At 60.9% G+C, this 11656-nt stretch carries 10 protein-coding genes; 2 read left to right on the top strand and 8 right to left on the bottom strand.

What is annotated here, in order from left to right:
• Positions 1-15 precede the first annotated feature (15 nt).
• The 3 genes from AC25BC_RS21990 to AC25BC_RS21980 all read right to left on the bottom strand — a co-directional run bounded on the left by AC25BC_RS21990 (position 16) and on the right by AC25BC_RS21980 (position 4027).
• The gene (locus AC25BC_RS21990) at positions 16-1026 is read right to left on the bottom strand and encodes a hydroxyacid dehydrogenase (RefSeq protein ID WP_012759611.1); all 1011 of its coding nucleotides are present in this window, start codon (positions 1024-1026) and stop codon (positions 16-18) included.
• On the bottom strand, positions 1023-2879 hold the full coding sequence (locus AC25BC_RS21985) for a DUF2264 domain-containing protein (RefSeq protein WP_012759610.1): 1857 nt from the start codon (positions 2877-2879) through the stop codon (positions 1023-1025). Before AC25BC_RS21985 ends, AC25BC_RS21990 begins: the two co-directional genes overlap by 4 nt.
• A 128-nt stretch (positions 2880-3007) precedes the next feature.
• Entirely contained in the window at positions 3008-4027 is a 1020-nt protein-coding gene (locus tag AC25BC_RS21980) for a LacI family DNA-binding transcriptional regulator (RefSeq protein WP_012759609.1), read from the bottom strand.
• A gap of 145 nt (positions 4028-4172) precedes the next feature.
• Between AC25BC_RS21980 and AC25BC_RS21975 the strand changes: the two genes are divergently transcribed.
• Positions 4173-5459: an ABC transporter substrate-binding protein gene (locus AC25BC_RS21975; RefSeq protein ID WP_128440350.1), complete on the top strand. Its 1287-nt coding sequence runs from the start codon at positions 4173-4175 to the stop codon at positions 5457-5459.
• 78 nt (positions 5460-5537) lie between these two features.
• Here the strand turns inward: AC25BC_RS21975 and AC25BC_RS21970 are convergent, their stop codons facing one another.
• From AC25BC_RS21970 to AC25BC_RS21950, 5 genes are read right to left on the bottom strand one after another with little or no spacing between them, the layout of a single operon-like run.
• Positions 5538-6506: a glycoside hydrolase family 26 protein gene (locus tag AC25BC_RS21970; RefSeq protein ID WP_012759607.1), complete on the bottom strand. Its 969-nt coding sequence runs from the start codon at positions 6504-6506 to the stop codon at positions 5538-5540.
• A gap of 3 nt (positions 6507-6509) precedes the next feature.
• Positions 6510-7031, bottom strand: coding sequence for a DUF995 domain-containing protein (locus AC25BC_RS21965; protein ID WP_012759606.1), 522 nt, complete (start codon positions 7029-7031; stop codon positions 6510-6512).
• Between the two features lie 38 nt (positions 7032-7069).
• The gene (locus tag AC25BC_RS21960; RefSeq protein ID WP_128440349.1) at positions 7070-8938 is read right to left on the bottom strand and encodes a glycosyltransferase family 2 protein; all 1869 of its coding nucleotides are present in this window, start codon (positions 8936-8938) and stop codon (positions 7070-7072) included.
• Positions 8935-9918 (bottom strand): UDP-glucose 4-epimerase GalE, encoded by a 984-nt coding sequence (gene galE, locus AC25BC_RS21955; RefSeq protein WP_012759604.1) that lies wholly within the window; start codon positions 9916-9918, stop codon positions 8935-8937. The genes AC25BC_RS21960 and galE overlap by 4 nt, the downstream gene beginning before the upstream one ends.
• Before the next feature lies 1 nt (position 9919).
• Complete coding sequence (locus AC25BC_RS21950; RefSeq protein WP_017995624.1) at positions 9920-10942, bottom strand: UDP-glucuronic acid decarboxylase family protein; 1023 nt, start codon at positions 10940-10942, stop codon at positions 9920-9922.
• 392 nt (positions 10943-11334) lie between these two features.
• Here AC25BC_RS21950 and AC25BC_RS21945 point away from each other — a divergent pair, with 392 nt between their 5' ends.
• The gene (locus AC25BC_RS21945; protein WP_012759602.1) at positions 11335-11655 is read left to right on the top strand and encodes a hypothetical protein; all 321 of its coding nucleotides are present in this window, start codon (positions 11335-11337) and stop codon (positions 11653-11655) included.
• Position 11656: the final 1 nt, after the last annotated feature.

Genomic DNA, 11656 nt, shown 5'->3' with positions numbered 1-11656 from the left:
TCGCCTGAGCCCGCCTCAGGCGATGTTTTCGAGATTTGCCTGGTGGATCTGGTAAAGCAGCGGCTGGCCGGTCACGAAGCGTTCTATTTCATCCACCGCCATCTCGCCGAGGCGCGCCCGTTCCAGCCCGATGGCGCCGGCAATATGCGGCGTCAGAAAGACATTCGGCAGATCGTAGAAAGCGGAGCCCGCCTCCGGGATCTCCGGGTCGGTGACGTCGAGGACCGCGTCGATACGGCGGGTCTTCAGCACCGAAAGCAGGGCGGCCTCATCGATGAGAATGCCGCGTGCCGTGTTGATGAGCGTCGCGCCGTCCTTCATCAGCGACAGCCTTCGCGCATCGATCATATGCTGTGTCGACGGCAGCGACGGCGCATGCAGGGAAACGATATCCGCCTGCCGCATCAATTCGTCGAGATCGACCTTTTCCGTTCCGAGGGCCGCTGCCTCGGCGGCATCAAGCGTCGGGTCGGCGAGCAGCAATCTATAGTCAAAGGGTTTCAGGAGCTCGATCACGCGCCGGCCAATGCGCGAAGCGCCGACGATGCCGACAGTGCGGCGGTAGTTTCCGATCGCTTCGCGCTGCATCAAATGTGTCCGGTTGCGATTTCGGTCGGCGACGTAGAGGTCGCGGAAACGGAAAACACGCTTGCCGGCGAAGATGATCGCCGCCAGCGTGAATTCGGCCACCGGCACGGCGTTGGCCTCGGCCGAATGGCTGACCGGGATACCGGCTTCGAAGATGGCGTCGTCGATGACGCCCTTTACCGTGCCCGCGGCATGAACGATGAGCTTCAGATGCGGTGCTGCGGCGAGGATTTCAGGCCCGACATAGGGCCCGCCCCAGCCGGTGATCAGGATTTCGGCTTGGGCCAGCAGACGCCTCGCACGCTCGTCGTCGAAGCGCTGTAGCGGCTCAGAATCCAGCAGGCGACCGATGCCGCCCAGGCGGCGCAGGACCTCATCCGGCAGGACATGCTGCGTGCGCGACGGTTGCATGGCAAGGATAATGGCCGGCTGGCTCATGGCATTTGTCCGGGCGCTTCGATGGCACTGACTGTCACGCCCTTTTCCCTCACCAGGGCCTCCAGCGCTGCAATCTCAGGCGCTTTCGGCGGTCTCGTCCAGGCAGACAAGAGGGCGGCGGGATCGTCAAGCGCCAGCACTGCCGTCATCAGGATGGTTTCACCGGTCGGAATCTGCCCGCGCAGCTGCGGCACGAGGGTTTTCGCGACGATCACATTGGTGTTGGGCATTGCCTTCTGGACAACACCCGAACGTTTGACCGAAGAGCCGAGATCGAGAATGCCTGTGAAGTCGGCTTCGCCGACCGCATAGGCAAACCCACCCGAAGCGGACAGGGTATCCAGCTCAAAGTCCCGGCGGCCGATGGCAAATCCGCCTTCGGCAATCCGTAGCGGCCGGCTTGTCCTGATCCTATGGAGGCGGATATGCCAAGGTGCAGCGGGCACGAGCCAGGTTTCAACGTCGACATCGGCAAAAGGCGACCATTTCGCATAAAGCACCTCCCCTGCGAGCTTGGCTTCCTCGTTCGTTTCGCGGACGCGGTAGTGCAGGCCGTCATCGCTGAAGGCAAGCGCTGAATCGAAGGCGGCAAGCGCAAAGGCACGCTCATCGGCCTCGACGCTGAAGCCGTAGCGGGCCGAATAGGCGAACTTCGCATATTTTTCCGTGCCGCACCGCATCTGCAGGTTTTCCTGGCCGGACGACAGCGCAATGACATCGCCGCCCGCCCGCATGATCACCATGCCGGGATGACGTTGGGGGACGATCTCAGGTGCTTGTTCCGGCACTTTCTCCTTCGCCGTCCAGAATGGGTGATCCTCAGCGATCGCCAGCGGCAGGAAGGCCTTGAAGGCCCAGTAAGGCGAGCCGGCGGAATTGTAACTCTCCGACATCAGCAGGTTCGGATAGCCGAAACCGATCGACAGCACACCGTCGCGATCGGCAATCGGCTTGTCCTTCCACCAGCGCAGATGCTGCAGGCAGAGATGCTTGACCTCGCCCCAGGGCAGAGCCTCGAGATCGGCAAAGGCGAGCGCCGACCAGAAGCCGGCGCAGGCAAAACGATAGGTCAGGCTGCGGCCGAAGGGGATCGTCGCCCCGTCGGCGGCAAACCAATGCCGGAAATCGCGAGCGAAGAGGACCGCGCGCTCGCGGTAGCGCTTTGCATAATCGTCGTCGACGAGCTTCGAATAGATCAGGCCATAGAAATGCATGGCGAAGGGAATGTAGTGGTCGATGCGGCGGACGTTTCCGTCGCGATACCAGCCGTCGCCGATATAAAAGCCTTCGAGCTCCTCAAGATATTGCCGCGTCAGGCTGCGGTCGAAATCGGCGCCGAGACGATCGAGCGCGATATCGACAAAGATCCGGAAGAATTTCCAATTGTTGTCGGCATAATCGAACTGCCGGGCATGCTTGAGATAGGCGATGACATTGCTACGGGCGCGCGCATCGAGCGGCTCCCAGATCTTTTCGGGCACCAGAGCCAGCGCAAAACCCAGAGCCGCAAGCTCGACCATCCGCTGGTCGCGGCCATTGACCGTTCCCCAATATTCGGGATGGGCGGGATCGGTGCCGTTTGCGAGACCTTCGGCAAAACGATGCCAGTGGGCGAAGTCGCCGTTGCCGGCGCCAAGCGGCGCCAATCCCCAGAGCGGGCGGGCGAACCCTTCCAGATCGGCCGCCGCCCGGTCGAAATGGGCGCCGCCGCCATTGAGCGTGACGCGGGCATTGCCGTTCGAGAAACAGGCAAGCAGCGGATCGAAGAGCGCAAGAAGGGCGCGGCTCATATCGGCGCGGGTTTCCAGCGGATTGCCGGCGAGCGGGTTGGCGCTGGCGGGATCATAGGGCATCGGTATCACTCACAGGTTCTAGAGCATGACGCCGAAAAAGTGTGAGCGGTTTTCGGACGCCATCATGCTCTAACTCTTTAATTTAGAACAGGATTCAGATTTTAGGCCTCGGCCTCAATCATCCTGTTCTAGGCGTTCGGAACGGTCCCTCCCGGAATGGGAACGACCGCCTGGCAGATGTGGCGCGCAGAGGCCGTCCTGTTGCGGAAACGGGACAGCATCAGCGAAACGGCCTCGCGCCCGAGGGCAGCGCGGTCGACACGCATGGTGGAAAGTTGCGGATTGGTCATTTGCGCGCAGGGCAGATCGTCGAAGCCGACAATCGCGAAATCCTCCGGCACACGCAGGCCGGCCTCGGTGACGGCTTCGAGCACGCCGACGGCGATGAAATCATTCATGCAGAAGGCGGCGGTAAAACCGGCATCCTCGGCAAGTGCTGCTACCGTGCGTTCATGCGCCTCTCGGCTGGCGCTGCCTTGAAGGGCCAGGGACAGGAGACGGCCCTCAGCGCCGGGGACGGCGGCGATCGCCGCCTCGAAACCGCGCACGCGCTCCCGGATCGTATGGCGGTGAGAACCGCTCAGATGCAGGATGCGGCGATGGCCGGCTTTTGTCAGCCGGCTGGTCGCCTCATAGGCACCAAAGAAATTAGCCGGCGAAACGCCATCGAACTGCATCCTCGGATCGGTGCCGTTGACAAGAACCGTGGGTGTCATGCTGGTTTGCAGCCAGTCGCGCAACGTCTCGTTCGGATCGATGCCGACGAGAAAGAGGCCTTCGGCGCCTGCCGTCTGCATATAGTCACGCACGGCATCCGGGGTGGTTCGGTCCTCGCGGACCAACCGGACTTCGAAAGGCATGCCCGCTTCGGCAGCGCCGGCACGCAGGCCGTCGACGATCGCTTCATAAAAGACGCTGAGAGTGCCGGTGACGCCGTCACTGGCAATCAGTGCCAGCCCCCCCGCAACGGCCTCGGAAGCAGGCTTGACGGGATAGCCGTTCTCGGCCGCCACCTTCAATATCTGGCGGCGCACCGTTTCGCTGATACCAGGTTCGTTGGCGAGCACGCGTGACACCGTGGAGACGGAAACGCCGGCCAATGTAGCTATATCGGCCTGACGCGGCCGTCTGATCTTTTGGTCGTTCATAGGCAAACATTATGCAAGTAATGCAAATTTGCAAGAAAATGGTTGCTTCTTGCAATAATATTTTTTTTGCGTAATCTGATTGCCGAAGTGCTCGATAATGCCGTTGGAGGATGGCAGCGGGCAGTTGGGACAAGGAGGATTATCAATGCAGGTCAATCGCCGTTCATTTCTGATGGGTTCAGCCGGTGCGGCCGCCGGTCTCGCCCTTGGTGCCGGAAGCGCCATTCCGGCTTTTGCCGAAGACGCACAGCTCCGCGCCATGTGGTGGGGATCCAACGACCGCGCCAAGCGCACGCTTGAGGTTGCCAAGCTCTATCAGTCGAAATCGCCTGGCGTCACTCTCGTCGGTGAATCACTTTCGGGCGACGGCTACTGGACGAAGCTCGCAACGCAGATGGCCGGGCGCTCGATCGCCGACATCTTCCAGCTCGAGCCGGGAACAATTTCAGACTACTCGAAGCGCGGCGCCTGCCTGCCACTCGATGAATTCGTGCCCTCCACGCTGGACGTTCAGTCCTTTGGCGCCGACATGCTGAAACTGACCACCATCGACGGCAAGCTCTATGGTGTTGGCCTCGGCCTCAATTCCTTCTCGATGTTCTTCGACACAGTCGAATTCGAAAAGGCAGGCATCCCATTGCCGACGCCCGACCTCACCTGGGATGAGTACGCCAAGCTCGCCGTCGAACTCGCCAAGTCTTCCGGCAAGGGCGGCGGCCCCTATGCGGCGCGCTACGCCTATGTGTTCGATGCCTGGCTGCGCCAGCGCGGCAAGAGCCTCTTTGCGAGGGAAAGCGTTGGGCTCGGCTTCACGGCCGACGATGCCAAGGAATGGTTCGACTACTGGGAGAAACTGCGCAAAGCGGGTGGCACCGTTGCCGCCGACGTGCAGACGCTCGATCAAAATACAATCGACACCAATTGCCTTGGTCTCGGCAAATCGGTGATTGGGATGGCCTATTCAAACCAGATGGTCGGATATCAACTGATCATCAAGAACAAGCTTGGCATCACCATGCTGCCACGGGACAAGAAGGGCGGTCCGTCCGGCCATTATTACCGTCCGGCACTGATCTGGAGTGTGGGCGCGACGAGCAAGCATGGCGAAGCTGCCGCGAAGTTTATCAGCTTCTTCGTCAACGATCCCGAAGCCGGCAAGATCCTTGGCGTGGAACGCGGCGTGCCAATGTCGCCTACCGTGCGCGAAGCCATCCTGCCGCAACTCAACCCGACAGAGCAGGAAACGGTCAAATACGTGAATCTGCTCAAGGATCAGGTCGGCGAATATCCGCCACCGGTGCCGATGGGCGCAACCCAATTCGACCAGCGCGTGCTGCGCCCGCTTTGTGACGAACTCGCCTTCGAACTGATTTCGCCCGCCGATGCGGCGACCCGGCTCATCGAAGAGGGTAAGGCAACGATCAAGGGATGATCGGTCGCCCGACATGCGGAGAGGCCCGCAACACCCCGGCGGGCCTCTCCGTTTTTCAAGCCTCTGTTTTCCGGACTATCAGTTGCCCAGGTTTTCGGCCACGCGCCAGTCCGGCCGGCCAAGATCGAACGGCCATGCATGCACATCCCGGTCGTTGAAATAGACGACCTCCTGCAGATTCGGGAAGGCGCTCTGCTTCAGTGTGGCAGTTTCGATCCACGGCCTGATATAGGCGTCGCCGCCTTCATAGCCCAGCTCCGCCACCCAGATTGGCTTTCCGTAGCCGGCGACGAGATCATATCCCTGCTTCAGCGCTTCCGAGAATGTTCGGTGCTCATTGTAGGCGAGTTCGTCGTAGCGCTGCAGGCCGAAGACCGAGAGCCCAACGAGGTCGACATAATCGTCGCCGGGATAATAGGCCTCAAGGCCAGGCTCTCCCTTTGGCGACCACATGAGCTCGGTGCTGGGCGCCTCCTGGCGGACGATGTCCATCATCCGCTTGTAGGCCGTGATATAGTCCTGCGGGCTCCAGCCGGACCATGAGAACCGCCCTGACTTGTCCTCCATCTCCTGTCCCCAGCGGACGATCACCGGGCTTTTCAGCTCAGATATCATATGCGCGATCGAACGCATGTTGACATCATAGTCACCGCGCAGAACCTTGGCGCGAAGCTCTGCGGAGGTCAGCCGCCAATCGACGTCCCAAGACCATGGCTCCACGGTGATCAGCAGGTTGCGGCCTCTGGCCTGCGCATAGGCATCGGCGACGCGCAACGTCTCGAGATCGACGTCCTCCCATGGCAGAAACAGGGCTTCGGTCGCGACATTCGCCTGCGCGCCGAAATCGCCGTGCGGATCGTAGGCCCCGAACTTAATGCCGTCGGTGTGAAGGACGGGGCGCTTATCGATGATCGTCCGCACGGCCGCCGCCGGGTTCGGGGCAATGCCGGCATATTGCACTTCGCTTCGGCCCGGCAGATCCGCGACGCACAACAGCAACAGCGCTAACGCGGCGGTCGAGAGGTTTTTTTTCATCAGCTTCTTCATGGCTCACCCTCCTTTTCGGGCTACTTCCTGGCTCAGCAGGATCTGCTTCACTTCGCTTGCCTTCGCGCTCACGGTGTCCATGGGAACGAGCTTGCCGAACTCGTCGTCCGGGAGTCCCGATGCATGGCGGAAGACGTACCACTTGCCGTCCGGCTGGCGCCGCTGATAGATCGTGTTGCCGATCTTGCGATGCCCGAAACAGGTGCTGGCGCGGGCCGCGCCCTCGGCATTCGTCCAGGTGGCGCGCATGCAGAGTTGGCCGAGATCGTCGACCACCCATCTGCCTTCGGCGAAGGACGGCCTCCCCTTATCATTGCTCCAGGCGACGAACCGTCGGCCCTCATCGAAGAAACGGCCGCCGCCGGTGTTCCAGGTCCAGGTCTTGTCGCCATAGATCCGATAGAGCTCATAGGCGCTGAGCGGCGTCGGCGCCTTCATTTTGGCAACCTCGGCGCCGTGCGCTGCCACCGGCAGGCACAGGCTGAGAGCAAGCGCTGCTCCCCATAGTCTCGATCCGATACCCATTACATCCTCCATACTCGACACCTGCCGGTTCCGCCGGCTCACGCACCCTGTTCGTCTCGGCCGGTTCTGCCGAAACCATTCCATCTCAGGTGGAATTTCACGATCCTGGTCTTGCCGCCGCCGAGGCCGGCGCCGGCCACGGCAAATTGCGTCTCGGTGAAACTGACAAACGTCTGGCCGTGCGAAAGAGCTTCGAGGCCGCGCAGGCCGTGGCTCCCCGCCTGCGTGCCGCCAGCGACGAAAATCGCCAGTCCGGTGGCTGTCGCAAGCCACAGCCCGCGCGATTGCGGCAGCAGCGGCAGATCGTTTTCGACCGCATGGCGAACGACGATCAGCACCGTCAGCGACAGGTAGACCGAGAGGTTGATCATGGCGAAAACATAAAAGCCCTGGGCGGCCGCGGCATCGGTCGCAAACATCATTGCAGCGGCGGAAAGGGCAGCGAGCCCGATATAGGGCGAGATGACGCGCAGCGGCAAAGACCGCTGCTGCTGCTTTCCCTTCGGCGTGATGCGGAAATCGACGAAGGAGCCGCAGATATAGTCGCGAACAGCAGCAAGACTGCCGGCCAACGACCACGGCCAGCGCAGAAAGATGAAGGCAAGCCCTTCCCAGCCGAGCAGTTTCGCATCGTGCGGCCTGAAGGTTGCCGTTGCCCGCCAGAAGAAGGCAAACAGCGTCAGTACGATCGACATCGGCACGAAATGCAGCAGGAAATCCGGATAGGTGACATTGACGAAGACACGGCCCGTCAGCAGCGCGGCAACCGGCAGCAGGAACATCATGGCCATGAAGACGGAAAAGAGCGGGTACCAGAGCTGCGAGAACACGAACTGGAACCTCAGCCGCCAAGGCAGCTGCATGATGTGGCGGCGGGAATGTTGCAGCAGAATGGTGACCAGGCTGCGCGACCACTGGAATTCCTGGACGACGAGATCGGCGAAGCTCGCCGGTCCGTCGCCATGAGCGATCGCATCGACCGCATGCACGCCACGCCAGCCGCCGGCATTCATCATCAGCGTTGTCGAATGGTCTTCCGCAAGTTCTGGGCCGAGGCCGCCGATCTGACGAAGGGCTGATGTGCGAACCGCATAATGGGAACCGATGCAAAGAGGCGCCCAGCCATTGTTGTAACCCGTCTGCAGCGAACCGTGCAGGCTTGCCTCGGCATAGAGCCTGCCGCGCGCCGCCCATCTTGCCCCGGCATTGGCATCGCAGATGCTGGGAGCGGAGACATAACCGATGCCGGGATCGGCAAAGGGGCGCAGGACTTCACGGAGGTAGGTCGGCGTCGGCACATGGTCGGCATCGAACTGGGCGACGAAATCGTAGCGCGCATAGCCGAAGTGGTCGTAGAAATAGGCGAGGTTGCCTTCCTTGCAACGCGTCCGGCGCGGCCAGGTGGTGCGATGATACTCCGCCACACCCTTTCGGGTGGAGATCAGCACGCCGTGCGCCGCACACCAACGCCTGGTTTCCTCCGAAGGGTCCTCGTCAGCCAACCAGACATCGAAATCGACGCCGATCTGGTCGAGCATCGCCTGCAAAGTGGTGCGGACGACGGCAAAGGGCTCGGACGGCGCCTTGGTGACGACCATAGCCACCCGCCCTTCTGGCAGCCCTGCGCGAGGGCTGACCGTCCTCGCATCGACAAAGATCAGGATGAAATAGGCCGGTACAAGCGTGATCCAGGCAAGCACGAGGGTGACGAGCACGAATGTGGCCCAAGAAATGATATGGGCGGACTGGCACCACCAGATCCAGAAAAAGCCGAGTGCCGTCAGCCAGCAGAGAATGCCGAAGCCATAGGCGACACGGTTCCAGCCGGTGAAAACAAGATCGAATGCATCAGCATTGACGGCTTTGGCGGTCCTGACGCCATGGCCGATTTGCGAAACATTGCTCATGCCCTCATCTCCAGCCCGAAGGTGGGGCCGGCAGTGCGGATGATCGTATCGATATCCGAGAAAGCCGGCGCGAAGCCGAGTTCCGCTTTCGCCCTTGCGGTATTGGCAAAGAGGATCGGCGGATCGCCGGCGCGGCGGGAGCGATAACGCACGGGGACTTCGCGGCCGCTGGCGCGACGGATCGCCTCGAGAATCTCGCGCACCGAGGTGCCCCGGCCGGAGCCGAGATTGACGCTGAGCGAGCCGCCGTCCGCCATCAGATGATTGACGGCGGCGAGATGCGCCTGCGCGAGATCGCTGACATGAATATAGTCGCGAACGCAGGTTCCGTCCTCGGTTGCATAATCGGTGCCGAAGATATCAAGCCGCTCCAACCTGCCGGCGGCAGCGAGAAGGGCGCGCGGGATGAGATGGGTCTCGGGTTGATGGCGCTCGGCAAGCTCACCATCAGGGTCGGCTCCGGCCGCATTGAAATAACGCAATGCGGCAAAGCGGATGCCGTAGGCGGCGGCAAAGTCCTCCAGCGCCATCTCGAAGATCAGCTTGGTGCGCCCATAGGGATTGACCGGATGCTGCGGGCTTTCCTCCCGTATCGGCAATGAAGCGGGGACGCCATAGGTGGCGCAACTGCTCGAAAAGACGATCCGATCGATCTCCTGATCGAGGCAGGCCTCGAGCAACGTCAGACTGCCGACGACGTTATTCCGGTAATATTTCCTGGGCATGTCGACGGATTCGCCGACATAGGCATTGGCACCACAATGGATGACGCAATCGGGCGAAAACTCCGCAAGAGTCCGGCGCAACGCGGCGGCATCGGCAAGCTCAGCCCGGATGAGCGGCCCCCAGCGTACACTGTCGGCATGTCCCGTGGAGAGATTGTCGTAGGTAACCGGGATCATGCCGGCGCGCGACAGCGCTTTGCAGATATGACTGCCTATGAAACCGGCGCCGCCGGTGACGAGAATGTAGCGGGGCATCTCATAGGACCTCCGCCTTCTCTGTGCCGGCCAGCAGTCCGTCGAAATATTCGACGGTGCGAGCCAGGCCGGCTTCGAGCCCGATGCGGGGCTTCCAGCCAAGATCGGCCATGGCGCGGGAAATATCCGGCCGCCGCTGACGAGGGTCGTCGGTGACCGCAGGCAGGTGGACGATCCGGGAACGCGAGTTCGTCAGGTCCCGGATGATTTCCGCCAGGCGCCGAACGGACATTTCGGTTGGATTGCCGAGGTTGATCGGGCCGTTGCAGGCGCTGCCCGCGGCCGAAAAACGCAGGAAACCCTCGATGAGATCGTCGACATAGCAGAAAGAACGGGTCTGCTGACCATCGCCATAGATCGTCAGGTCGGCATTGCGCAGGGCCTGCACGATAAAATTGGAAACCACCCGCCCGTCGTCCAGGCGCATGCGCGGTCCGTAGGTATTGAAGATGCGGCCGACCTTGATGTCGACACCGTAAGTCCTGTGGTAATCGAAGAACAGCGTTTCGGCGCTGCGCTTGCCTTCGTCGTAACAGCCGCGCGGTCCGATCGGGTTAACATTGCCGCAATAGGATTCGTGCTGCGGGCTCTGGGTTGGGTCGCCATAGACCTCCGACGTCGACGATTGGACGACGATCGCACCGGTCTTTCGCGCGCAATCAAGGGTATTGACGGCGCCAAGCACGTTGGTGAGCAGCGTTCCCACGGGATCCCGTTGATAATCGGGCGGAGAGGCGGGGGAGGCGAAATTGAAGATGAGCGACGCGTCAATATCGAAGGGCTGCCTAACATCGTGCTCGACGATGCGGAAGCGGGTGTTCGATGCAAGATGAGCGACATTCGCACGACGGCCGGTCGAAAAATTATCGAGGCATGTGACGCTGTGGCCGCGCTGCAGGAGCCTTTCGCAGAGATGTGAACCGAGGAAGCCGCCCCCGCCATTCACAAGAACGGTGCGTCGCCCTTGGAGCACCGGTATGCCTGACACTTTAGAATAGCCTTCGTTGGGAACGAAACTACGCATTACAAACTCCTTCCCAGGTATTTAGTCTTTTGATTTATTTATGCGCCTCAAGTCTTCCTTATCCGCCTGGATGTTCGTGAACCCTCCTATCAAGACGCTAATAACTTTGTAGTTATTCTTCGGATAACTGAATTACTACTCAAATGATAAGACGATTAGCGTGGAGGTCAACTTTAAAAATTCCAAGTATCCAAAATAATTACACAAGTATTCTTCAAGATAACGAATGATTAATCACTCTAGTCATTTTTCCGATCCGCAACAACGCCTCTCACTCGCCGCTTAAGCTTCACTCAATGCAGCTAATATACGAGGGAAGGCGGGAGATTGGCCGCGCTCAACGGCACGGCCGGTCTTGCATCCTGAAGCGCCATATGCGAGGGGTTTTGGCCATGTTAGAAAAACAAGATACACCGCAGCTGAAAGGCCGGCGTTTCCGCTTGGCGATGTTCGTCTGGGGAACGGCGCTCGTTGCAATCGGACCAACGGCTTGCGCGGTCGTTGATGACGATATCGCGGTCGTCGCGAAAAAGAACATCGTCGTGGTCGAGGCACCGCGCGTCTCGAAGGCCTATGCCTATCCGGCAAATCGGGCCGAGCGCCCGACTGCAGCAACGGCCCGCAGCGTAGCCTATCATGGCTCGGCGCCTTATATCTGCTCTCCAAGCGGCTTCGGACAGAAGTCGCGTTGCTTTGCGCGTCCTTCGATCTGAA

It is taken from the genome of Rhizobium sp. WSM409, assembly GCF_057653825.1.
The sequence above is the reverse complement of the archived record's forward strand: the minus strand, read 5'-3'. Positions and strand labels throughout refer to the sequence as shown.